Origin of the sequence: Spongiivirga citrea, from assembly GCF_010671565.1 — a bacterium.
GTDB classification, from domain to species: Bacteria; Bacteroidota; Bacteroidia; order Flavobacteriales; family Flavobacteriaceae; genus Spongiivirga; species Spongiivirga citrea.
Map to the genome: position 1 here is coordinate 379,972 of NZ_JAABOQ010000003.1, position 23,713 is coordinate 403,684.

The 23,713-nt window shown below is 36.1% G+C and carries 29 protein-coding genes and 1 tRNA gene; 19 read left to right on the forward strand and 11 right to left on the reverse strand.

Going from position 1 to position 23,713, the window contains the following annotated elements; genetic code table 11:
- Window positions 1-51 precede the first annotated feature (51 nt).
- Complete coding sequence (locus GWK10_RS08370; RefSeq protein WP_164031494.1) at window positions 52-765, reverse strand: SDR family oxidoreductase; 714 nt, start codon at window positions 763-765, stop codon at window positions 52-54.
- Window positions 766-895: 130 nt separating this feature from the next.
- Between GWK10_RS08370 and GWK10_RS08375 the strand changes: the two genes are divergently transcribed.
- The 10 genes from GWK10_RS08375 (at window position 896) to GWK10_RS08420 (ending at window position 6,548) form a co-directional block, all read left to right on the forward strand.
- Window positions 896-1,066, forward strand: a complete 171-nt coding sequence (locus tag GWK10_RS08375) for a Lacal_2735 family protein (RefSeq protein WP_164031497.1) — start codon at window positions 896-898, stop codon at window positions 1,064-1,066.
- Window positions 1,067-1,068: 2 nt separating this feature from the next.
- Window positions 1,069-1,350 carry a TIGR03643 family protein gene (locus tag GWK10_RS08380; protein ID WP_164031500.1) on the forward strand — a complete coding sequence of 94 codons (282 nt, stop codon included), beginning with the start codon at window positions 1,069-1,071 and terminating at the stop codon, window positions 1,348-1,350.
- Complete coding sequence (locus GWK10_RS08385) at window positions 1,347-2,465, forward strand: FAD-binding domain-containing protein (protein WP_164031503.1); 1,119 nt, start codon at window positions 1,347-1,349, stop codon at window positions 2,463-2,465. Before GWK10_RS08380 ends, GWK10_RS08385 begins: the two co-directional genes overlap by 4 nt.
- A gap of 57 nt (window positions 2,466-2,522) precedes the next feature.
- Window positions 2,523-3,158 carry a flavin reductase family protein gene (locus tag GWK10_RS08390; RefSeq protein WP_164031507.1) on the forward strand — a complete coding sequence of 212 codons (636 nt, stop codon included), beginning with the start codon at window positions 2,523-2,525 and terminating at the stop codon, window positions 3,156-3,158.
- Entirely contained in the window at window positions 3,155-3,286 is a 132-nt protein-coding gene (locus tag GWK10_RS08395; protein WP_164031508.1) for a DUF2256 domain-containing protein, read from the forward strand. Before GWK10_RS08390 ends, GWK10_RS08395 begins: the two co-directional genes overlap by 4 nt.
- On the forward strand, window positions 3,287-4,780 hold the full coding sequence (locus GWK10_RS08400; RefSeq protein ID WP_164031511.1) for a cryptochrome/photolyase family protein: 1,494 nt from the start codon (window positions 3,287-3,289) through the stop codon (window positions 4,778-4,780). It begins immediately after the preceding gene.
- Between the two features lie 6 nt (window positions 4,781-4,786).
- Complete coding sequence (locus GWK10_RS08405) at window positions 4,787-5,176, forward strand: alkyl hydroperoxide reductase (RefSeq protein WP_164031513.1); 390 nt, start codon at window positions 4,787-4,789, stop codon at window positions 5,174-5,176.
- On the forward strand, window positions 5,169-5,573 hold the full coding sequence (locus GWK10_RS08410) for a DoxX family protein (protein WP_164031515.1): 405 nt from the start codon (window positions 5,169-5,171) through the stop codon (window positions 5,571-5,573). The genes GWK10_RS08405 and GWK10_RS08410 overlap by 8 nt, the downstream gene beginning before the upstream one ends.
- 18 nt (window positions 5,574-5,591) lie before the next feature.
- Entirely contained in the window at window positions 5,592-6,008 is a 417-nt protein-coding gene (locus GWK10_RS08415) for a hypothetical protein (RefSeq protein ID WP_164031518.1), read from the forward strand.
- Window positions 6,009-6,074: 66 nt separating this feature from the next.
- A complete protein-coding gene (locus tag GWK10_RS08420; protein WP_164031520.1) occupies window positions 6,075-6,548 on the forward strand; it encodes a hypothetical protein in 474 nt (157 codons plus the stop codon).
- 77 nt (window positions 6,549-6,625) lie between these two features.
- Here the strand turns inward: GWK10_RS08420 and GWK10_RS08425 are convergent, their stop codons facing one another.
- Window positions 6,626-6,796 (reverse strand): DUF6747 family protein, encoded by a 171-nt coding sequence (locus tag GWK10_RS08425; protein ID WP_164031522.1) that lies wholly within the window; start codon window positions 6,794-6,796, stop codon window positions 6,626-6,628.
- Window positions 6,797-7,181: 385 nt separating this feature from the next.
- Between GWK10_RS08425 and GWK10_RS08430 the strand changes: the two genes are divergently transcribed.
- Window positions 7,182-7,856: an SGNH/GDSL hydrolase family protein gene (locus GWK10_RS08430; RefSeq protein ID WP_239540730.1), complete on the forward strand. Its 675-nt coding sequence runs from the start codon at window positions 7,182-7,184 to the stop codon at window positions 7,854-7,856.
- 35 nt (window positions 7,857-7,891) lie between these two features.
- Here the strand turns inward: GWK10_RS08430 and GWK10_RS08435 are convergent.
- Window positions 7,892-7,965, reverse strand: a tRNA-Ala gene (locus GWK10_RS08435).
- A 107-nt stretch (window positions 7,966-8,072) separates the two neighbouring features.
- On the opposite strand from GWK10_RS08435, the gene GWK10_RS08440 reads away from it, so the two are divergent.
- The 7 genes from GWK10_RS08440 (at window position 8,073) to GWK10_RS08470 (ending at window position 14,382) form a co-directional block, all read left to right on the forward strand.
- Window positions 8,073-8,543, forward strand: coding sequence for a CYTH domain-containing protein (locus GWK10_RS08440; protein ID WP_164031524.1), 471 nt, complete (start codon window positions 8,073-8,075; stop codon window positions 8,541-8,543).
- A gap of 1 nt (window position 8,544) precedes the next feature.
- On the forward strand, window positions 8,545-9,042 hold the full coding sequence (locus GWK10_RS08445; protein WP_164031526.1) for a YciI family protein: 498 nt from the start codon (window positions 8,545-8,547) through the stop codon (window positions 9,040-9,042).
- Between the two features lie 178 nt (window positions 9,043-9,220).
- The gene (locus tag GWK10_RS08450) at window positions 9,221-10,225 is read left to right on the forward strand and encodes an aspartate-semialdehyde dehydrogenase (protein WP_164031528.1); all 1,005 of its coding nucleotides are present in this window, start codon (window positions 9,221-9,223) and stop codon (window positions 10,223-10,225) included.
- A 100-nt stretch (window positions 10,226-10,325) separates the two neighbouring features.
- Entirely contained in the window at window positions 10,326-10,703 is a 378-nt protein-coding gene (locus GWK10_RS08455; protein ID WP_164031530.1) for a DoxX family membrane protein, read from the forward strand.
- A 93-nt stretch (window positions 10,704-10,796) separates the two neighbouring features.
- Window positions 10,797-12,947 carry a prolyl oligopeptidase family serine peptidase gene (locus tag GWK10_RS08460; protein ID WP_164031532.1) on the forward strand — a complete coding sequence of 717 codons (2,151 nt, stop codon included), beginning with the start codon at window positions 10,797-10,799 and terminating at the stop codon, window positions 12,945-12,947.
- Window positions 12,948-13,092: 145 nt separating this feature from the next.
- Window positions 13,093-14,076, forward strand: coding sequence for an ABC transporter ATP-binding protein (locus GWK10_RS08465; RefSeq protein ID WP_164031534.1), 984 nt, complete (start codon window positions 13,093-13,095; stop codon window positions 14,074-14,076).
- A 21-nt stretch (window positions 14,077-14,097) separates the two neighbouring features.
- Complete coding sequence (locus tag GWK10_RS08470) at window positions 14,098-14,382, forward strand: hypothetical protein (protein ID WP_164031536.1); 285 nt, start codon at window positions 14,098-14,100, stop codon at window positions 14,380-14,382.
- On the opposite strand, the gene GWK10_RS08475 is transcribed toward GWK10_RS08470, so the two are convergent.
- Window positions 14,379-14,840 carry a 3-oxoacyl-ACP synthase gene (locus tag GWK10_RS08475; RefSeq protein ID WP_164031539.1) on the reverse strand — a complete coding sequence of 154 codons (462 nt, stop codon included), beginning with the start codon at window positions 14,838-14,840 and terminating at the stop codon, window positions 14,379-14,381. The two genes, GWK10_RS08470 and GWK10_RS08475, sit on opposite strands and share 4 nt — an antisense overlap.
- 79 nt (window positions 14,841-14,919) lie before the next feature.
- Between GWK10_RS08475 and GWK10_RS08480 the strand changes: the two genes are divergently transcribed.
- Complete coding sequence (locus GWK10_RS08480) at window positions 14,920-15,438, forward strand: CvpA family protein (protein ID WP_164031542.1); 519 nt, start codon at window positions 14,920-14,922, stop codon at window positions 15,436-15,438.
- 33 nt (window positions 15,439-15,471) lie between these two features.
- Here the strand turns inward: GWK10_RS08480 and GWK10_RS08485 are convergent, their stop codons facing one another.
- The 7 genes from GWK10_RS08485 to GWK10_RS08515 form a co-directional block, all read right to left on the reverse strand.
- Entirely contained in the window at window positions 15,472-16,221 is a 750-nt protein-coding gene (locus tag GWK10_RS08485; RefSeq protein WP_164031544.1) for an SH3 domain-containing protein, read from the reverse strand.
- Between the two features lies 1 nt (window position 16,222).
- Complete coding sequence (locus GWK10_RS08490) at window positions 16,223-17,989, reverse strand: BatD family protein (protein WP_164031546.1); 1,767 nt, start codon at window positions 17,987-17,989, stop codon at window positions 16,223-16,225.
- A gap of 65 nt (window positions 17,990-18,054) precedes the next feature.
- Window positions 18,055-18,963, reverse strand: coding sequence for a tetratricopeptide repeat protein (locus tag GWK10_RS08495; RefSeq protein WP_239540731.1), 909 nt, complete (start codon window positions 18,961-18,963; stop codon window positions 18,055-18,057).
- Window positions 18,953-19,987 carry a VWA domain-containing protein gene (locus GWK10_RS08500; protein ID WP_164031549.1) on the reverse strand — a complete coding sequence of 345 codons (1,035 nt, stop codon included), beginning with the start codon at window positions 19,985-19,987 and terminating at the stop codon, window positions 18,953-18,955. Before GWK10_RS08500 ends, GWK10_RS08495 begins: the two co-directional genes overlap by 11 nt.
- The gene (locus GWK10_RS08505; RefSeq protein WP_164031552.1) at window positions 19,988-20,992 is read right to left on the reverse strand and encodes a vWA domain-containing protein; all 1,005 of its coding nucleotides are present in this window, start codon (window positions 20,990-20,992) and stop codon (window positions 19,988-19,990) included. It lies immediately after the preceding gene.
- The gene (locus tag GWK10_RS08510) at window positions 20,992-22,632 is read right to left on the reverse strand and encodes a hypothetical protein (protein WP_164031553.1); all 1,641 of its coding nucleotides are present in this window, start codon (window positions 22,630-22,632) and stop codon (window positions 20,992-20,994) included. The genes GWK10_RS08505 and GWK10_RS08510 overlap by 1 nt, the downstream gene beginning before the upstream one ends.
- Before the next feature lie 151 nt (window positions 22,633-22,783).
- Entirely contained in the window at window positions 22,784-23,650 is an 867-nt protein-coding gene (locus GWK10_RS08515) for a DUF58 domain-containing protein (RefSeq protein WP_164031555.1), read from the reverse strand.
- Window positions 23,651-23,713: the final 63 nt, after the last annotated feature.

A 23,713-nucleotide genomic window follows, 5' to 3' on the forward strand; every position in this document is an offset into this window, starting at 1 on the left:
CAGTTATTTTCTGCCCTATTTGTCAGATACTAAACATCAAAATCTAGTCCACTACTTCAAATCTGGCCTAGTCGGCCTCACTTCGATCTTACTAGGCAACGTCCTAGGATGCATGGTCAATAAATCGAGCACTAACTTACCGATATCCTCTGGTTGAATTTTCCAGGCGTCTTTATCATTAGGTGTATGATTATTAAAATAGGTCGCTACCGACCCCGGCATAATGGTCGATACTTTAATTCCATACGGTCTTAAATCCAACATTGCCGCCTGTGTAAAACCAACCAATCCAAATTTTGAGGCATTGTATCCTGCCCCTTGCGCGAAGAAATTAGTCCCCGCCAAACTAGCTAACGTGATGTAGTATCCTTCTGATTTTTTTAGCGCCTCTACACTTGCCTTCAACGTATAAAACGCTCCAGTTAAATTGGTATCCATCATCTGATTCCACGCTTCTTCCGAAAGTGCATCGACCGGGCCGAAATTACCAACACCTGCATTGGCTAGTACAACATCTAACTGCCCCCATTTCTCTAATATTTGCTTTACTGCATTATTCTCATCCTGTAAATTAGCCACATCCGAGGCTAAACCCAACACACGATCACTATCACCAAGACTTGAAGCTGCTTTTTGAGCCGATTCTAAATGACGACCGCTTATTGCCACTTTCATTCCGGCTGCAATTAATGTTTGCGCAACACCATACCCTATTCCTTTAGTACCTCCCGTTATATAAACTACTTTATCTTGTAATGTGCTCATGATCGTTTTCAAATTTTTGATAAAGGTAAAACCAATCGGGTTTATTTCATTCCATTTTTAAGAAACATTTGTATGTTGTAAATTCATTTTGTTTAAACATATTGTATTATCTTTAAACAAAAATTATTCTATGTTTGGTTTGTTTAAAAAGAAAACAGAAAAAGAGCAGCTTGAAGCTCAATACGCAAAGCTTTTAAAAGAGGCGCATTCCCTTTCTACAGTAGATCGCAAACAAAGCGACCAAAAAACTTGGGAAGCTGATCAGGTATTAAAACAAATAGAAGCCCTTCCACAGTCTTAAACATGCCAGATTTTACCGAAAGAGAACTCGATCGTATTATCGAAATGGCATGGGAAGATCGTACTCCTTTTGAGGCCATCGAATATCAATTTGGTCTACCAGAAAAAGAGGTGATTAAACTAATGCGTAAAACACTTAAAGAAAGTAGTTTCAAATTATGGCGCAAACGGGTGAACAGTGGCGTAAGTCAAAAACACCTTAAAAAACGGAGCTCAGATATCGACCGATTTAAATGCAGTAGACAACGTCAAATTTCTAATAATAAGATTAGTAAAAGACGATGAATAGTGTTCGCGAAATACAATACGAATTCCCAATCTCTATTGAAGCTATTTTAAATAGAATTGATCTGATTGATCCCATTAAATATGGGAAAACGCGAAATTTTATTAATGGTGCCGTCACCTACTTATCACCCTATATTTCTCGGGGCGTCATCAGTACAAAGCAAGTTTTAGCAAATGTGTTAGAAAAGGGATATAAGACCTACGATATCGAAAAGTTCATTCAGGAACTAGCTTGGCGAGACTATTGGCAACAAGTCTGGATTGCAAAGGGGAATAAAATTAATACCGATTTAAAAAGACCACAAGAAGACGTCACCAATCATGAACTTGCACATGCCGTTATTGAAGGGCAAACAGGCATTACTGCAATCGATATAGCCATTAAGGAGCTGTACGAATCTGGTTATATGCATAATCATATTCGTATGTACACAGCTGCAATTGCATGTAATATGGCCAAAAGCCATTGGCTAACTCCTGCTCGATGGATGTACTACCATTTAATTGACGGTGATTGGGCAAGTAATGCACTTAGTTGGCAGTGGGTGGCCGGTGCCAGCGCAAACAAAAAGTATGTAGCCAATCAAGAAAATATTAATAAATACTGTTTTACAAACGATCAAGAAACCTTTTTAGATGTACCCTACGATGCGTTTGGCAATTTTGACACACCTACAGTTTTACAAGAAACCATTAATCCTGCATTGCAAACCAACTTACCAAAGTCGGATGAGATCACTTTACAAAATGACGTTCCTACTTGTTTTTATAATTATTATAATCTAGATCCGAATTGGTTATCGAGTACACAAACTAATAACATTTTACTAATCGAGCCATCACATTTCGAACACTACCCCATTTCGGATAATTCGATGAATTTTATGCTCGATTTGAGCAAGAATATCTCCAACATTCAAGTCTATGTTGGAGAATTTGAAACGTTTATAAATGAACATCAACCCACCAACACACACTATAAAGAACATCCACTAAATAAACATTACAAAGGCACAGAGCACGACAGGGATTGGATGTTTGATGTTACAGGATATTATCCTTCCTTTTTTGGCTTTTGGAAACAATGTAAAAAGGAATTAAAGAAGGCTTGAATACGATTTAGATAAATAGAGAAGAAGCAAGCAACTATTCAAATAGCAATCGATACTATGCATTTTACAAAAAGTGATATTGAGCAGATGGATCGCGTTAAGCGACTTAAAATAATCAACTCCGTTTCTGGTATTAAACCCGCTAATCTAATTGCTACTGCCTCAGAAAGTGGACAAGAAAATGTGGCCGTGTTTAGTTCAGTAGTTCATTTAGGAAGTAATCCCGCTTTGCTAGGGTTTATAATGCGCCCGTCGGATACTGTGCCCAGGCATACCTATAACAACATAAAAAGCACACGGGTGTACACCATAAATCATATTCATAAGGCCTTTGCCAAAAAAGCGCATTTTACATCAGCTAAGTTCGATGAAAATGAATCAGAATTTGACACCTGTTATTTAACAGCAGAGTATAACAATCAATTTAAAGCTCCTTTTGTAAAAGAAAGTCATTTTAAAATGGGAATGCGCTTTGTGCAAGAAATTGATATCGCGATTAACAGTACGAAAATGATTATTGGCCAGATAGAAGAGTTGATTATTCATGATGATTGCTGGGCAAACGATGATATTGATTTAGCAATGGTAAACAATGTTGGTATTTCGGGCTTGAACACCTATTACGCTTTAGAAAAAATTGACAGGTATCCATATGCACGCGTACATGAAGTTGAAGATCATTTGAAAAAATGAAAAAACGGCATTTACCACAAAAAATATGTGTTGTCTGCGAACGTCCTTTCTCTTGGCGCAAAAAATGGGAAAAGAATTGGGGTGAAGTTAAATACTGCAGCGAACGATGCAGACGAAATAAAAATTAAATGAAGTCTTGTGTTTTAATTTATCCACATCAGCTATTTGAACAACATCCATTATTAGATACTGAGTGCCCAATATATTTAATCGAAGAGCATCTGTTTTTTAATCACTTAAAATTTCACAAGCAAAAAATTGCATTCCACCATGCAACAATGAAATTTTATGAATTTTATTTAAAAGAAAAGGGCAAGCACCTAACATATGTAGAAGCGCTAACTCCTAAGTGCGATTCTAGGAATTTAATCAAGGAACTGGCACTTGAAGGTTTCCAAGAAGTTCATTGTTTAGATGTTGTTGACAATTGGCTTTCTAGGCGAATTGAAAGTACTTGTACAAAGCATAACATTAGCGTTAATTGGTACGATACTCCCTTATTTTTAAATTCACGAGATGAAATAAATGAATACTTTAAACCCGATAAAAAGAAGTTTTTTCAAACCGACTTTTATAAAAAAGAACGCAAAAAGCGCCACATTTTACTAGATAGTTACAATGAACCCGAAGGAGGTAAATGGACCTATGATGTTGACAATAGAAAAAAGTATCCCAGTAAAAAGGAACCGCCCTTTATTCAATTTCCTGATAGCAATTCCTATTTTGAGGAAGCCATAACATATACCCAAAATAACTTTAAAGAGAACTACGGTAAACTCAGCAATCAACCTTTATATCCGGTGACTTTTAAGGATACCAAAAGTTGGCTCGATCAGTTTTTCGAAAATAGGTTTATGGAATTTGGACCCTATGAGGATGCAATCGTTAAGGAGCATTCCATTTTGCATCATAGCGTATTGACGCCAATGCTAAATATTGGTTTGATTACACCAAAAGAAATTATTGACAAAGCCATTTCTTATGGAAAATTACATAACATTCCACTTAACTCATTAGAAGGTTTTATACGTCAAATAATAGGCTGGCGTGAGTTTATGCGCGGCCTATATATTGCAATAGGAACTAAAGAACGTACCGCAAATTATTGGGGCTTTAACAGAAAAATACCTGCCACATTTTATAGTGGTACAACAGGCATACAGCCGGTAGATGACACGATTAAAAAAGTATTAAAATCGGGTTATGCACATCATATTGAAAGATTGATGGTTTTAGGGAATTTTATGTTGTTGTGCGAATTTGATCCCGATGAAGTCTACAAATGGTTTATGGAACTATTTATTGATGCCTATGATTGGGTTATGGTACCTAATGTATATGGAATGAGTCAATTTGCAGATGGTGGATTAATGGCATCCAAGCCTTACATAAGCGGAAGTAATTATATCATGAAAATGAGTAATTACAAAAAAGGAGATTGGCAAGCCAGTTGGGACGGTCTCTTCTGGAGATTTATGGATGTGAATAGGAGTTTCTTTTTAAAAAACCCACGATTGAGTATGCTGGTGCGTATGTTCGATAAAATGCCAGTTGAAAAGAAAGAGCTGCATCTAACAAATGCCAACAGCTACCTAGAAAAACTAGATACTTTGTTAAAATAAACCCTTATGAAATTAACACTAAAACTTGCGGCCATCTATAACATACTATGGGGTGTTTGGGTTGTATTGTTCCCAAATCATTTTTTTGAGCTCGTAGGAATGCAACCGCTTAATCATTCTATGGTTTGGCAAGGTATGGGAATGGTTATTGGCGTATACGGATTGGGTTATTGGTGGGCTAGTTACGATCCACTGCGTCATTGGCCCATTGTTGCCGTTGGATTTTTAGGAAAAATATTTGGCCCGCTCGGATTTCTATTTAATTACTTGCGAGATATTGTGCCTTTCGAGTTTATCTATACCCTAATTACCAATGATTTTATTTGGTGGATTCCCTTTTTTATAATTATGAAAAAGGTTCATATAATACAGAAATGGCGCTTAACCGATGCATAATATCTCAAAATACATACTCGCCCTCTTTTTCTTAGTTGCCGGTAGTTGTCATTTTATAGATCCAGGTTTTTATAGCGGACTCATCCCTGATTATTTGCCTTACCAAAACGCACTAAATGTGGTAAGTGGTATTGTTGAAATTGTCCTGGGCCTTTTGGTACTTTTTCCTAAAACGAGAAAAATAGCTGGAATACTATTAATCGCAATGCTAATAATATTCATCGCTTCTCATGTCCATTTTACAAAGCTAGGCTCTTGTATTCAGGACGGACTTTGCATACCTGAATGGATTAGCTATATACGCTTATTGGTAGTTCATCCAATATTAATGATATGGGTCGCTAAAGTATGTATTACACCTATAAAAAAGCATAATATTGCAAACGCTAATTCCTAAATTAGAAGCAGATACAACATGCAGATCGATCTAATTCGTTTATTGGTAGATTTTGGCCTTTTCGTCCTTATTTGGATGGTTCAATTGGTGGTATATCCATCTTTTTCTTATTTCTCGAAACAAGAATTAATTAATTGGCACCAGCTTTATACGCCGCGAATTACACTAATGGTTTTCCCATTAATGGCGGGACAATTGCTTACTGCTATTTTTCAATTGGCAAAAGATCAAGACCTCTTTGCTGTTCTTAGCTTGATTATTATTGTCGGTATGTGGCTGCTTACCTTTTTCATTTTTGTGCCAACCCACAACAAGATCACATCGGAAGAAGTAGATGATGAAATTTGTGCAAAACTTGTGAAATTTAACTGGCTGCGAACTGCTGGTTGGACCTTTCTATTTATTTGGAATTTCCTTCAATACTATTTTAGATAAAAGCTTTCTGATTCTTGGAATCATTTGATAGTTGCGTTGTATTTTTGAAAAACAACTATATACTTTATGAAAGCCGTCACCGTGAAGCAGTTAAAAGATGAATTAAAACATCTTTCCCAAACTGAATTAATCGCACTTTGTTTACGCCTTTCTAAATTCAAAAAAGAAAATAAAGAATTACTAACCTATTTACTTTTCGAAGCTTCTAACGAAGAGGGATATATAGAAACGATCAAAAATGAAATTGATGAGCAATTTGATGAGATTAATACCTCATCCTATTTCTATATTAAAAAGAGCGCTCGAAAAATACTGCGCAATGTCAAAAAGTACATCCGCTATTCATTAAATAAGGAAACAGAAGTGGCCTTGCTGTTGTATTACTGCCAAAAACTAGGAGAATTAAATCCTTCAATTAAAAGGAATACAACATTGATGAATTTGTACAACCGTCAACTTGCTTTAGCCAAAAAACGGATTCTATTGCTGCATGAAGATTTGCAATATGATTTTAATATGATGATTACTGATTTGGAATAGCAATCTGTAATATTCACCAAAAAATAAAAAGCCCTGACACATTTGTCAGGGCTTTTCTAAATACTAGATGTACTAGTTTATCCGATCATAAAAAATCCGGTAAATACGCGGTAAATAAATGCGAAAATACCTAATGCGATGAATCCCATCACAGCATACGAAAATGCTTTTAATACGTATAATTGATACGTTTTTAATGCTTCAAAAGCTTGTGAATAAAGATTCTTAAAAAGTAATAGTGTACTCATACTCAAATTGTTTAATGTTAAACGTTAATATAGTTCTTAAACAATTAGGTATAATGGATGGTGATACAAATATAAGACAGATCACTGTTTACATACCCTCATCGACGAAATACTCGTTTATAGCAGCTAAAAATCGGTTGTAAAACAAGGACAATGCTATACATCGACAAAAAACACATCTTAAACAAAAATTAGCTTTAGTGCTTTTTATACTAAAGACAACTGTCTGTAAAACAGTTTTTTATATTTTACTCACCTAGAATATGACAAGTTTTTATTCTAAAAAATAAGAAATATTCAGTGTTTCAATTTAATTTTTAACGATTTCTCATAAATATGATACCTTTATACTTGAACAGCTTAATTGTTCTAAATCACTTTCAAAATGACTAGACTTTTATGGATTGTAATCGCACTATTTATGTCTGAACTCTCGCATGCTCAAGATTGGGCCAACCTTGGTCGGTATGAGGAAGAAAATTCAGTTCTAGGTGAACCTGAAGCAACAGAAAATCGTATTGTTTTTATGGGAAACTCCATCACTGAAGGTTGGAGTAATCACCATGCAGATTTCTTTAACAATTCATCTTACATTAATCGAGGTATTAGTGGTCAAACAACACCCCAAATGTTATTACGTTTTCGTGCAGATGTAATTGAATTAAAACCAAAAGCAGTAGTCATTTTAGCAGGCACCAATGATATTGCTCAAAACACAGGCCCAATGACCCTGGGTCAAATACTTAATAATTTAAAAAGTATGTGTGAACTGGCTAGAACTAATAACATAAAGGTAATCTTATCATCCGTATTACCCGCTGCCGATTATTCTTGGAAGCCTGGTCTTAATCCTGATAAAAAAATACCCGAACTAAACGACATGATTAAAGTTTATGCAAAAAGTAACGGTATTACTTACTTAGATTACTTTTCTGCAATGGTCAACGATAAAAACGGATTAAAGGATGCACTTACCTACGACGGCGTACACCCTAATAAAGATGGGTATTTAGTAATGGAACCTTTGGTAGAGGCTGCTATTAATAAGGCCTTTAAATAAAGGAAAAAGCCATTATCTTTTAGATAATGGCTTTGTGGAGAAGATCGGGCTCGAACCGACGACCTCTTGACTGCCAGTCAAGCGCTCTAGCCAACTGAGCTACATCCCCATTCTTAGCTGCTCAAATGTATTATTATCCTGATTAATATCCAATATAAATATACTTCATCATGCCTAAATCAAGATTGTCCTATATTTAAGCAAAAATCAAAGAATTTGAGCCTAGAAATAGAACGAAAATTTTTAGTCAATTCAGAAGCATTTATTAAAGAAGCTTCCAGTAAAGTGCGAATAGTTCAAGGCTTTTTAACTAAAGATCCTAACCGTGTCGTTCGTATTCGAATAAAAGGAGATGAAGGTTTTATTACAATCAAAGGAATATCTAACGAAAATGGAACAACGCGATTTGAATGGGAAAAAAAGATTCCAATTAATGACGCCGAATCATTATTAAAATTATGTCTTCCGGGAATAATCGACAAAACGAGATATGAAATCCCAATATGGAAACATCTTTATGAAGTCGATGTTTTTGAAGGAGACAATGAAGGATTGGTAATTGCCGAAGTTGAATTAGAAAATGAAAATGACTCCTTCCAAAAACCTAAGTGGTTGGGTAAAGAAGTTACAGGAGATTCAAAATACTATAATTCGCAATTGAGCGAACATCCATACAAAAACTGGTAAAATGAAAACAATATTTTTCTCACTATTGGTCATATTTTTAATAGCCAGTTGTACAAATCAGCAAACAGATTCAGCCCGAAAACCAATTGAAGTACGCAGTGCTCAAAAGAAATCTGTTGCAAAAGAAAAGCAAAAACTCATTGATAAGGGCTTCCAAGTTTTTGATTATATCGATGAGGAAACAAAAGATACGGTGATCATGCAACAATACTTCATTGCATTCTTAAAAAGTGGCCCTAATCGCTCTCAAACCAAAGAAGTAGCTGATAGTCTTCAAGGACTTCACATGGCTCATCTTGGTAAAATGTATGAAATGGGTTATGCGGATATTTCAGGACCTATGGGCGATGATGGAGAATTACGAGGTATTACCATTTATAATGTTCCTACGCTTCAAATGGCCGATAGTCTGGCCAACTCCGACCCTATGGTAAAGGCAGGTCGGCTAGTTATTGAAGTAAAACCGTGGTGGGCTGGAAAAGGATTTCCTTTAAGATAGTAACTGTGAATCTGGAATAATTACCACTTAAAACCGCACCTAAATTATCAATTATTTCAAAAATATAACAACTTGTTATAAAATTGATAATTCTAATATTTTCTATTAGGGAGACGTTATTAATATGTAACTTTGACCCTCAAAATTAAGATCAAACTCCTTAAAAGAGTATAAGAATATGAAAGTAGCTGTTGTTGGCGCCACCGGTATGGTAGGTGAAGTAATGTTAAAAGTATTAGCAGAACGTAATTTTCCAATCACTGAGTTAATTCCTGTTGCGTCCGAGCGATCCATTGGAAAACAGGTTGTTTATAAAAACGATCCTTATACCATTGTTGGAATGCAAACTGCTATCGATATGCAGCCCGATATCGCTATATTTTCAGCAGGTGGAGATACATCATTAGAGTGGGCTCCGAAATTTGCAGAAGTTGGCACTACTGTAATCGATAACTCATCGGCATGGAGAATGGATCCGACGAAAAAATTGGTTGTTCCCGAGATTAATGCGAATGAGTTAACACCAGAAGACAAGATAATAGCAAATCCAAACTGTTCGACTATTCAAATGGTTTTGGCATTAGCGCCTTTACATAAAAAATACACGATGAGGCGTGTGATTGTTTCTACTTATCAATCAGTTTCCGGTACTGGAGTTAAGGCGGTCCAACAATTAGATAATGAGATCGCAGGAATTAAAGGCGAAATGGCATATCCGTATCCTATAAACAGAAATGCATTACCTCACTGCGATGTGTTTGAAGAAAATGGGTATACAAAAGAAGAAATGAAACTTGCCCGTGAGCCTCAAAAAATATTGAATGACAAAACATTTTCTGTAAGTGCTACAGCTGTGCGTATTCCAACTGCAGGAGGTCATTCAGAATCTGTTAATGTCGAATTTGAAAATGATTTTGACCTTGCTCAAGTTCGTAAGTTATTGCATGAAACACCAGGTATCGTTGTTCAAGATAACCCAGCTACAAATACCTACCCAATGCCTATTTATGCACATGACAAAGATGATGTATTTGTAGGTCGTATTCGTCGTGATGAAACACAACCGAACACATTAAATATGTGGATAGTATCTGATAATCTTCGAAAAGGAGCTGCTACTAATGCAGTTCAAATAGCAGAATATTTGGTAGAAAAACAGCTGGTAAAGACTCTAGTTAGTTAAATAATTTTTCTTCATAAAGAAGGTGCTTTAATGGCCTACTGAAAGTTCAATTCATAATTTTCGTCTAACTTGTGGTATTAACCAAAATTTAAAATAAATTATGAATTCGAAGTTAACAATGGTCCTACGTATTTTAATGGGACTGATTTTCGTAGTATTTGGAGCCAACAAATTTGGTGGTTTTTTGCCAAACCCTGAACTAGGAGAAAGTGCAGGTAGTCTAATTGGTGCAATCATTAATTCAGGCTTCATGTGGGAAGTAATGGGAGTAATTTACATAATAGCTGGTTTGTTGCTTATTGTTAACAAAGCAGTGCCTTTTGCGCTGGTATTATTGGCGCCTATGGTGGTAAATATCTTCTTGTTCCACGCAGTGTTAGATCCTGCAGGACTTGTAGGACCATCAACGCTTGTTGCAATCTTGCAAATCGCATTAATGTATGCTCACTGGGATAAGTTTAAAGGTTTGTTCTCGTAACAATCCACTTAAATAATTGTTAAAAGCCCTACGCTATTACAGCGTAGGGCTTTTTTTTATGATACTTTTGAAAAAACACCAATCCAATACACGATGAAACATACAATTCTCCTAGGTGGACTTACTGCCTTATTATTTTCCTGTAATTCAAACTCTAACAAACAAGTGGCTGTAAATTATCCCGAGACAAAAAAAGACACCGTTATTGATACTTATTTTGAGACCAAGGTGGCTGATCCGTATCGCTGGCTGGAAGATGACATGAGCAAGGAAACTGGGAATTGGGTTAAGTCTCAAAATGAAGTAACCTTTGATTATTTGAATAAAATTCCATATCGAGATGAACTAAAAGCACGATTAGAAAACATCTTAAATTATGAACGTATTTCTGCTCCTTTTACTGAAGGTGATTATACTTACTACAGCAAGAATGACGGACTACAAAACCAAAGTGTTTATTACCGCAAAAAAGGCGACGATGAGGCGACGGTTTTTATAGACCCTAATAAGTTTACGGACGATGGAACGATCTCATTAGCAGGACTAAGTTTTTCCAAAAATAGTAAAATTGGCACCTATTCGATATCCGAAGGTGGCAGCGACTGGAGAAAGGTTATTGTGTTTGATGTGGAAACACTCGAACAAAAAGAAGATACTTTGGTAGATGTGAAATTTAGTGGTGTTTCATGGAAAGGTAATGAGGGATTTTACTATTCAAGTTATGACAAACCAGAAGGAAGCGAGCTTTCTGCTAAAACCGATCAGCATAAAGTGTACTACCATAAGCTAGGAACTTCACAAAAAGACGACCAGTTAATATATGGAGGAACTCCAGACGAAAAACATCGTTATATAGGAGCAGGAGTAACTGAAGATGATCGTTATTTAATTGTTTATCCTCGAGTGTCCACTTCCGGAAATAAGCTATTGATCAAAGATTTGTCAAAACCAAATTCCGATTTTATTACAGTTCTTGATCATACAGATAGTGATACCTATTATATAGACAATGATGGTTCTAAATTGTTTCTGGTTACAAACTTGAATGCACCAAATCAAAAAATTGTTACTGTTGATGCTTCGAATCCTGCACCAGAAAATTGGGTAGACCTTATTCCTGAAACGGATAATGTACTAAGTCCAAGTACTGGTGGCGGTTATTTCTTTGCGGAATATATGGTTGATGCTATTTCAAAAGTATTACAGTACGATTATGATGGTAAACTATTACGAGAAGTAAAACTACCAGGTATTGGCAGCGCAGGAGGTTTTGGTGGAAAAAAAGAAGATACCGAGCTCTATTTTTCATTTTCTAACTACCACACTCCTGGAACCACATTTAAATTTGATCCAAAAAGCGGGGAATATGAAGTTTATTGGAAACCAGAAATCGATTTTGACGGATCGAACTTTGAGTCAACTCAAGTATTTTATACTTCAAAAGATGGTACGAAAGTTCCTATGATCATTACTCATAAAAAAGGTGTTGAGCTCGATGGTAAAAATCCTACAATTCTTTATGGATATGGTGGGTTTGATGTTAGCCTTACTCCAGGGTTTAGTCCGATAAATGCTGTTTGGATGGAGCAAGGTGGAGTATATGCCGTTCCTAACCTTAGAGGTGGTGGCGAATATGGTAAAAAATGGCATGATGCAGGGACCAAAATGCAAAAGCAAAATGTGTTTGATGATTTCATAGCCGCTGCCGAATATCTTATTCAAGAAAATTATACTTCACCAGAGTTTTTAGCAATACGAGGTGGTTCTAACGGTGGTCTTTTAGTAGGAGCAACAATGACGCAACGACCAGATTTAATGAAAGTAGCTTTACCTGCTGTTGGCGTTTTAGATATGCTACGTTATCATACATTTACAGCTGGTGCAGGATGGGATTATGATTATGGTACAGCGGAAGAATCTAAGGAAATGTTTGAGTATTTAAAAGGATATTCACCCGTACATAATGTCGATGCCGACACCCAATATCCAGCCACTTTAGTTACCACTGGAGATCATGATGATCGCGTGGTACCGGCACATAGTTTTAAGTTTGCAGCCGCATTGCAAGACAAACAAACAGGGAAAAATCCGACTTTAATTCGCATAGAAACAGATGCGGGTCACGGCGCTGGAACACCTATTAGTAAAACCATTGAACAATATGCTGATATTTATGGCTTTACCCTATACAATATGGGCTTCAAGGTTTTGCCGAATAAAGTAGATGAGAAAGTAAAAGGATAAGCCTTCCTTACTAAGATCAACAAAGACTCCTTTCCTAACTGTAAGGGGTCTTTTTTTTGCTAACAACTTTGTTCATTCTATTTTAATTTCAAACCAAAAAAGCTATGTCTACATCTTATTTTTGATTTTATAAACTTCATCTTTTATGCTGGTTGTAGATCATGTTTCCTTTTCTTACCAAGAGAAAATCACATTAAAAAACATCAATTTTAAGGCTAAAAAGGGAGAACATATTTCTATTATTGGTGAAAGCGGATCAGGAAAAAGCACCTTACTAAAATCAATTTACGGATTACTTCAACTAAATGAAGGCAAAATTACGTGGAATGGTGAAGAACTTCTTGGTCCAGATTTTAATTTGATTCCTGGCCATCTTTTCATGAAATATGTCGCCCAAGATTTTGAGTTAATGCCATTTACTACGGTAGCCGAAAATGTGGGTACTTACTTTGCAAGAGGTGATAAAAAAGGAGAAGATCGCGTTAAGGAATTAATTGAAATTATGCAGTTAGAAGATTTTGCTGACACCAAAGTAAAAAACCTCAGTGGTGGCCAACAACAACGTGTTGCTCTGGCCAAAGCACTAGCTACAAAACCTGAGGTATTGCTGCTTGACGAGCCATTTAATCAGGTTGATCATTTTTTAAAAAACAGTCTTCGACGAGCTTTATTTGCTTATTTAAAAAAAGAGAAGATTATGTGTTTTGTCGCTACACATGATATGACTGATGCATTATCATATTCGGACACAACGATTGTCCTAAAAGATGGAGAAATTAAAGCGAACAACTCCCCTAAGAAGCTCTACGAAAAACCGAATGATCGTTATATCGCCTTACTATTTGGTGAGGTAAACGACCTAAATGTGAGTGATGTATGGAAAGGGGAAATCCCCAGTGAACTAAAAAATAAAAGTTTTTTTTGCTATCCACATGATCTACGAAAATCTAAAATAGGAACGCTAAAGGTTAATGTAGTACAATCATATTATCGTGGTGATCGCTATCTCGTCAAGTCCAGATCTAATAAAAAAACGGTGTTCTTTTTTCATAAAAACCTATTGAAAACAGGATTGGAAGTTTCATTATTTATCTCCAAAGAAACAATTGCAAAAAGAATTGTAAATTAAGCTAAACAAACACCGAGTAATATGGGTACAGCTGTTTCTAGAAATTCCAATAGACTTGTTTTAATTAATCTAATAATTATCGCATACTTTTTAATGACCTATATACTCCATGTTTTTAAAATTGATGCGGTATTTATAGGAGTAATTAGAGAGCTCAGTACCATCCCATTCTTAATCGCCCAAATCGTTTTTCTTGTAATAGGAATAGTAACAATTACTAAATCACAGACAACAAATAAATTATTATTAATCAGCGTAATCTTGCTTGGTGTTTGCGCACTTTTTACCCTTGGTTCTTTCTTTTAAACTACTTGAGTTATTCGAATCGCATTCTCATTAAAAACGATCTCATCTCCAACCTTTTTACCAAGTAGTAATTTCCCAATTGGCGTATTTGCAGCAACAGCAAAATAGGTAGTATTATCCACCACTATTTCTCCAGCGCTAATTGCAATAAAATAATTGGCCTGATTAGTAATTACCAAACTTCCTAAACCAACATTAGTAGTTGTGTTGTCTATGTTGACTTTCGTTAGCAATTCCAGTAAAGCTTGCACTTGTGCTAACTGCGCTCCTGATTTTTCCCTCTCTAACTGTAGCATAGCTCGGCCTGTTTCATGCTTGTCACCTGCACTTGATTTTGTTTCAGAAAGTAGAGACGCTTCAATGTCATCAATGCGTTTTTGAATGCGTTGTAATCGTTCAGTAACGAACTCTTGGCATTTGTTGTGCAATTGTCTTTTTATATGTTGCTCTTCGTTCAAATCGTAAGTGTTGTTCTACTAATAAATGTAGTGTAAATTAATATTGAATGATCTTAGAGGAATTGATTATTTTTAACATATGAACTTCATCGACATATTTCTCGGAGCTATTATTGCATTTGGCTTGTATCGCGGATTTACCAAAGGCCTTTTTTTAGAAGTAGCGGCACTTGTTTCGTTAATTGCTGGTATTTATGGTGCTATTCATTTCTCATATTTTGTAGGAGACTATCTTGGAGATCGTGTGAATTGGAATGAGAAATACGTAAACCTTACGGCTTTTATTATCACCTTCATCATTATTATTATCGCGGTGACGATGCTGGGCAAATTATTGACTAAAGTAGCCGACTTCGCCGCTTTAGGCATTTTAAATAAGTTACTTGGTGCAGCTTTTGGCGGACTGAAATTTGCTATTATTTTAGGCGCTGTACTTGTGTTTTTTGATCGTACGAATAATACGATTAAGTTAATAAGTGAAGAAACGATCGAAGAATCTGTTTTATATAAACCTGTTCGAAACCTTGGAAATTTTGTGTTTCAATGGGTGCTTGAACAGAAACCTGAGGAGATTGATGCTCAAACAACCAATCAATAACTTTAAATATTTCGATTAAAAGAAGGCTTTTTATTACAACTCCTTAATATCGGCAGCAGGAATCCAGCCTTCGGTGCCATTGGCAATTTGAATTTTCTTCCAGTCTTCAAAAGTTTCAAGTACTTGTACCTTGGTCCCCTCATGTAAAACAAAAACGGGTTCACTAGTGAAATTAGGGTCAGTCTTTGCTTGTGTTTCTGTTGCAAAAACAATCGCCGGTTTGTCTTTTGCTTGCATTGCTTTTTGCTGAAAAGCAAATACAACACTCAATATCAAACATGCAAGCGCAATAAAACTAAGTATAAAAAAATAACGCTTCTGATTTGCTCTATGGGAAAAGTAATATGTGATGAATGCTAGTACAAATATGAAAGTACAAATTACTGCAATTCGTGCCCAACTATTGTAGCTTAGCTTGGCGATCCACCCATTAAATATTTTTGAAAAACCAGCTTCAGGCAGCACGTCGATAGCATCGATGGTCATGTTTTGCGCAAAAGCTAGATTACTTTTAATATCATCATCATTAGGCGCTAATTGCAATGCCTTTTCGTAATAATATACCGTTGGTGCAATTTTATTTAGCTTATAATTGGCATTTGCCATATTATAATACAATGCCGCAGAATGATTTCCACTATCTAAAATAGCCTGATACTGCTCAATCGCTTCAATATATTTTCCTTGATTGTATAACTGATTACCTTTTTCAAAAGCAGCATCGTTTTGAGCAAAAAGCCCTGCAGAAATAAGAAAAACAAGTAATAATAGTCCCTTCTTCATCTTAAAACTGTTTATCTATTGTTGATACTGTTGCCACTGCATTATCATAATCTTGTTTCATGGCATCGGTAGATGATGGAGTGTATCTCGCAAATTCACATGCTTTTAATAAACTTATAAATTGATCAATTGCAGCATCATTAACATTTCTATCTTGTAATAATGAAACAATTTTTTCCTTACTAAAATCGCTTGTTTCAATATTCAATTTTGCCTTTAGGTAATTGTGGAGTGCCTTTTCTAAAGACACATAAAATGCTTCCTGATCACCTAGGTTTTTCTTGGCAGTGCTCAGATATTTTTTAGCTAGCCTATTTGCCTTTCTTATTCTAGAGCCTTCTACATCATTGTCTATTTGCCTTTTCTTTTTCATTACGATCATCGTAATAGGAATAAGTAATAATGGGGCTAACAACAACCAATAAAACAGCTTAGACTCAAAGAAATCTGTAGTCTGCATCGACACTAGATTAGCATTTACCTTAAACCCTCTAAATTGATTTGGGTTTAGATTAACCGCTTGCTTTGTAGTGCCTGCAACGCTGGTATTTGCTAAAGAATTATTTGTTGGCCCGTCAATAACATCTATAACAATTTCATCAGAATTGATAGTTTTATAGGTTTCAGATTTTGGATCAAAATATGAGAAACTTAAGGCGGGAATTGGATATTTTCCTTGATATTGGGGTACCAATGTGTAGTTATCGCTAACACTACCACGCATTCCACGCAGGCTAGTTGCTACTTTGGTATCTCGCTCAGGGTCATATGCTTCTAACGAATTAGGAACGTTTAATTTAGGCAGTTCAAACAACTTTAAATTTCCATTTCCTTTTACCTGTACTTTTGCTTGTAATGATTCTGATGCACTAAGACTATTTCGGCTAACATCTACTGTAAAATCAAAATTACCAACAGCACCCGTAAAACTTTCAGGCTTACCTTCATCAGGTAGTGCTTTCACGTTAATTTTTCGGCTTCCAGCAGTTAAAGACTTTTCTGCCTTTTTGTACATACGTTGCCCGAAGATATCTCGACGATTTGTCGGAACATCCACAAATACATTAATAGAATATGGTTTGATAGTCAAGTTACCCGATTTCTGTGGGTATAAAACGATCTTTTTGAATACGTAATAGTAAAAAGGCTTCCCTCTAAATGTGCCTTGTTGTAATGGATAGCCTTTGATTGGAATATCATTACTCCAAAAATCATTGTACTTAGGAGTATCTAAAATATCATAATTACGAACGGCTATATTTTTGGAAAAGTATAGTTTATAGGTGATGCTAATGGGCTCATTTAAATACGGACTCGCATTCGAAATCTCCGCAACAAAAAACATATTATCATTAATAATGTTGGTAGGATCATTGGGGTCTTTAGGGACATCAACTGCGTCGGTTACTACAATATTAATGGGTATAGATTTATAGGTCTCCCCCTGATACTGCATCGTCGCTTGCTTGATTTTTTTGTTTCCTTTGGAGGTTGGTTGTAATATATAGGTAAACTTCTTAGAGAACGATCGCTTCCCGTTTGACCACGATCTACTTATAGAATGATTAGGTCCCGCTACCACTTGAAAACCTGCAAAATCGGCAATACTAAAATTATCGCCGTCTACATTCATTTCGAAATCAACACGAATACGCTCGTTAACCCCGAGGGTTTTCTTGCTAACTTTCGCTTCAAATTGAACTTGAGCTATCGTCGAAGCCGAGGTTAACAATACGAAAAGTAGTATGTAGTTTTTAAGTGTATTCATTTATCTAGAAACCTCTTCCCGAATACTCCGGACTCGAGGCGACATTTTCAATTTAGGTTATTTGCCTACCAATCTTTTTCGTTTTTAACTTTTGCGCCTTTTGCTTTTTTGGCGTTTATTTTTTGCTGTACTTTTTTCTCTTCATTATTCATCGCTTGCAGCAAGTTTTTTATTTGTTGTGGTGACAACTGACCAGGGCGAGGTTTGGGTGGTTTCTTGTTTTTATCTTTAGGCTGATCACCTCCCTTATTTTTATCTTTCTGATCTTTTTGATCCTCAGGTTTTTTATCTCCTTCATTATCCTTAGGCTCTTCAGGTTTCTTTTCATTTTCACCATCACCTTCTTTGTTTTCGTCCTTTTTATCGCCTTCCTTATCGTTTTCTTTCTCGTTGTCGCCCTCTTTCTTATCGTCCTTATTATCCTTTTGGTCTTTGTTTTTATCATCTTTATTGTCTCCACCACCGCCGTTTTTATCTTGTTCTTCTTTCTTCTGTTTTGCTAAAGCAAGATTATAACGGGTCTCATCATCAGTTGGATTGTTTCTTAAGGCATTTTTATAAGCTTCTACTGCCTTGTCGTATTGCTTTTCTTTCATAAATACATTTCCCATATTATGAAATGCTTTATGCTTATCAGGTTTCCCCGTGGTAACCTCAGCAGCTTGTTTAAATCGGTCAAAAGCCTCAGCTAAACTTTGGCGGTTGTAATATGCATTACCAAGATTGTATTTAGCAGCTCCGCTATCGGGATTGGTAGAAATGGCACGTCGGTAATCTGCCTCAGCATCTACAAACTTGTTGCTTTGCAGTTTGTTGTTACCTTGATAAGTATAGGTTTGCGCCTTCTGCTTTTGTTTTTCTAACTCCTTAGCAGCAGCGTCGGCCTTTGCTTCATCCTGCTCTTGTGCGAGCATTATATTGAAGCACAATAATGATAAGATTCCAATAATCGCTTTCATTGTTTTAAGCTTCATTAAATAAATTCAATTTTCGTAGCCAATTTGTTTTTCTCTCTAACAAGAACACATCGACGAATATCAAAAATATGCCAATTCCTAAGAACCATTGAAACTGATCTTTATAATCCGAAACTTCTTTCGCTTCAAACTCAGTTCTATCCATCTCGTCAAGGGTGTCTTTTACAAAATCGACCACCTCTTGTGTGTTATTGCCATTAATGTATGTTCCACTAGCTTCATTGGCAATGTCCTGTAGCGTTTTTTCATCTAATCTTGTGATGACAACCTCGCCTGCCTGATTTTTTTTATAGGTTTGAATAATACCATTTCTTTTAATTGGAATTGGACCTCCTTTTGAAGTTCCTACTCCAATGGTAAATATCTTTATTCCTTCACTCTTTGCTTCTTCGGCTATTGATGCTGAATTCTCTGAATGATCTTCGCCATCAGAAATAATAAATAATACTCGATTGGTTTGCTCTTCATCATCATAATAACTCTTAGCAAGCTTAATTGCCTCATCGATCGCTGTACCTTGTGACGATAGCATATTGGTGTTCATACCTTGCAAGAACATTTTTGCCGAGGCAAAATCTGTTGTAATTGGTAACTGCGGAAATGCTGTTCCAGCATATGCAATAATCCCCACACGATCACTTGCCAATTGACTAATAATCTCTGACACTAAGCGCTTGGATTTTTCCATGCGATTGGGAGCAATATCCTCAGCCAGCATACTTTTCGAGACATCGACAGCAAAAACAATATCAACCCCTTCGCGTTTGATAGTCTCTAATTTTGTTCCAATTTTCGGGTTCACCAAAGCAATGGTCAAACTAATAAAAGCTAATAGTAATACAATCAACTTTAACAAAGGTTTAAACTTGGATTTATCAGGAACCAGCCTACTAAAAAGGGTTTTGTCTGCAAATCGTTTTTGTTTGCTACTTTTCCAGATTTGTACAAACAAGAAAATGACAAGCATTATTGGAATTAATGCCAGTAGGTAAAACCACATTTTTTCTTCTAGTTGATACATCTAAATAAAGCCTCTAAAAATTGTTATTCGCAATAACCATTCAAACACTAAAAAGCCAATTGCCAATAGTACCCATGAGCGGTATTTTTCTTCGTAATTGGTGTATTTAAATTCTTCTATCTCTGTTTTTTCAAGCTTGTTAATCTCGTCATAGATTTCCTCTAACTTCTCATTATCGGTAGCTCTAAAATACAGTCCGCCTGTTTCATCTGCTATTTCTTGTAATAGCTTTTCATCTATCTCTACTTGTTTTTGACCGTAACGGAACTTACCATTTGGCAATATCCCGATTGGTGCTAATGCAAGTCCATTTGTTCCTATACCAATAGTGTATACTTTAATGCCAAATTCAACAGCAAGTTCAGCGGCAATCTTTGGGTCAATGAAACCGGAATTATTAACTCCGTCCGTCAATAAAATAATCACTTTACTTTCTGCTCGACTTTCTTTAAGTCGGTTTACTGAGGTCGCCAATCCCATTCCAATCGCAGTACCATCTTCGATAATTCCATCAAAGGAAATATCACGTAGCCCCCGTTGTACGATACGTTTATCACTTGTTATTGGCGTTTTTGTAAAACTCTCTCCGGCATAAATAACCACACCTATTCGATCGCTAGGTCGACCATTTACAAAATCGATTGCTACTTCTTTCAATGCTTCTAATCGATATGGTTCTAGGTCACGCGCCAACATACTTGAAGACACATCAATTGCCATGACGATATCAATACCCTTATTGGTTTTTGTTTTGGTAGAAATATCTACCGTTTGTGGTCTTGCCATTGCTGTTATTAAAGCAGCGAGACCTAACACTCTAAAAGCGAAAAGCAATGGTTTTAGTTTTGGTAATATTGATGACTTGACTTTAAAGCCCTGTAAGCTTGAAATTTTCAAAGGGGCTGTTTCCTTTTTCCTTTTAAAAACATACCAAAGAATAGCAAGAGGAACTAGCAATAGTAGCCAGAAAAAATACGGATGTGCAAATTCAATTCCTTTAAACATTAGATGGTCGTTTTAAGTTCAATTGAATTAATAATCAAGTCGACAATTTCCTGGGCATATACATCATTATCTGCCCAAGTAATTAGTAGCTGTTGTGTTACACCCTGTGCAGCGAAAGTGAAAAGTGCATATTCACCCGCAATCAATTCATTATCAATTTTAAACGATGCGCTACCATGGGTTTTCAATCCTTCAGCACCTGCCGGTGTATTAAATTTCTCTGTTTTTACAATGATGTTTTGAACACCTTCTTTCTCTAGATCTTTTATAGCCTTATCGACTACTTTAGGGATATCAATTTCCTTTTGTTCTTTATATACTACAGAATGTAACGATACTTTAAAGGCTGCCTCTTTGACTTCGTGTAAAAAGGTGCCTTCCTGTTTTATTTCATCAGAAACCGCTGCCACACTAACACTATCTTGCCTGACAAGAACCTCTGGAGTGCTTAGGGCTATTCCCGGAGCACCATATGTACTACTAATCCATTCTTGTTCTAACAAAGGCTTGGTAGGATGACCGAAAACAGTATCATAGGTTTTTTGAAAGCCATTGATATACGAGTAGATAAATCCTGCTATTAGCAGTACCGAAGTTGTGATGATTACAGTATTTCGAATCATTCGATTTCTGCGTTTTCTAGCAACTTCAGCTGCATATAATTCGTCCGCCAATTTCTCATCTTCGGTATCTTCAGGAAGCACTTCCTTTGTTTCAGTAACCATTTGTTCGACAACTGTGGTATCCGTTTTCACCTGAGTTTCTTCCGGTCTTAAACGAGCAAATTTTACTAAATCAGCAGTTTTTAATACTTGTTTAAAATTAGAAATGGTTTCATTTTCTAGTGGAAGCTTATCTGCATCTTTTAGCATTTCTAACTTTGCTATCAACTCGTCCGAAGTACTTTCCATGGCTGAAAGATGTACATCTTCTTCAATATATATTCTAACAATGTCAGTTAACTCCGAGTAGTATTTTTTATGTTCTGATCTTATTAAATACTGTGATTCCTCGAGGGCTTTCAATTTTTCTAAAGCACGATCAAAAGGGGTTAAATTGGCAACCCGTTCTTCTTCGGTTTCTGGCTTTTTTCTAAGAAACAAAAAGTAGATGACTATAGCGGCAAACAGCAAAACCCCCAAGCCGATAAGTAGCCATTGCAACCAATTGCTTTTTGGTTTTTTGACGCTGATGAGCGGTTTAATCTCGAACATGGCTTGCTTGGTGGTATCAACCACAACATCATTTACCCGAATTGGAATAGAATCAGTAAAAAAAGGCTTTTCGTTTATTGAAATTCGCTGTTTTGGGACATACCAAAAGCCGGAATCAAACTGCGTTACCCCATATTTTTTGATCAACTCGAATTTCGAACCTATTACGGCTGTATCTACTGGGTAGGATTCAATCGTTTCCATCGGACTAAAACTTTGTCCTTCTGGGAAAATAACAAGGTCTGTACTATCAACTTCTACACGAATGCTTAGTTTAATTTCTTCTCCGATCTTAATTTGAAAAGTGTCAACGGTTGCCGAGACTTTGGGTTGAGATTGAGCGTTAACAATTCCATATACAAACAGCATCAATACAACTAATAAGCTGTTTGATATCCAATTTTTTATGTTGTTTGTTTTGTTCATTTTGACATACATAGGTTTACACCCTCACCTAACTTCTCCCTCAAGGGAGAGGAACTTAAATCAGTTTTAAAAATTATACTATTTAAATTCAATTTTCTTTGCTCCATTCTCTTTCAACTATTCACTCTTCACTCATAACTCTTAACTCTCATTAGCCTCTTCGCTTAAAATACCCAAGTAATTTCTTCACATAGCTTTCATCAACCCGACTGCTCAAAACTCCTGATCCACTTTTGGTGAAGGCATTTTCAAAATAAGCTACTTTATCACGATAAAATTTGGCGTACTCGTTTCTAACTGATTTACTTGCCGTATTTACCAATTGCAATTCGCCAGTCTCTTCATCTTGCATTTGTACCATTCCTATATTTGGTATCTCTTCTTCAGCTTTGTCGTAAATTCTTATTCCAGTAACGTCATGTTTCTTTCCAACAATTCGCAATGTTTGCTCGTAATCATCTGCAATAAAATCAGATAGCACAAAAACGATTGCTTTCTTTTTCATCACACTACTTAAAAATCGTAGTGCCTGACTAACATCTGTCTTTTTACTTTTTGGTTTAAACTCGATGAGTTCACGAATGATCCGCAATACATGAGACTTTCCCTTTTTAGGTGGAATAAACAGCTCTATCTGATCAGAAAATAAAATTAGACCAATCTTGTCGTTATTTTGCATCGCAGAGAACGATAAGGTTGCTGCGATCTCGGTTACGATCTCATCTTTAAACTGCTCCTTGGTACCGAAAAACTTCGACCCACTTACATCAGCAATAAGCATCATCGTTAACTCACGCTCTTCTTCAAAAACTTTTATATATGGCTCATTATATCGTGCTGTTACATTCCAGTCGATATTACGAACATCATCGCCATATTGATACTGTCTCACCTCGCTAAATGTCATACCACGACCTTTAAACGTACTGTGATACTCACCACCAAAAATGTGGTCAGACAGACGGCGCGTCTTAATCTCGATCTTACGTACTTTCTTTAAAAGTTCTTTTGTATCCATTCTGCTCAGTCGGCAGTCCGCAGTTGACAGTGGCAGTCAAGTCATTTTTACTGAAGACTGCAT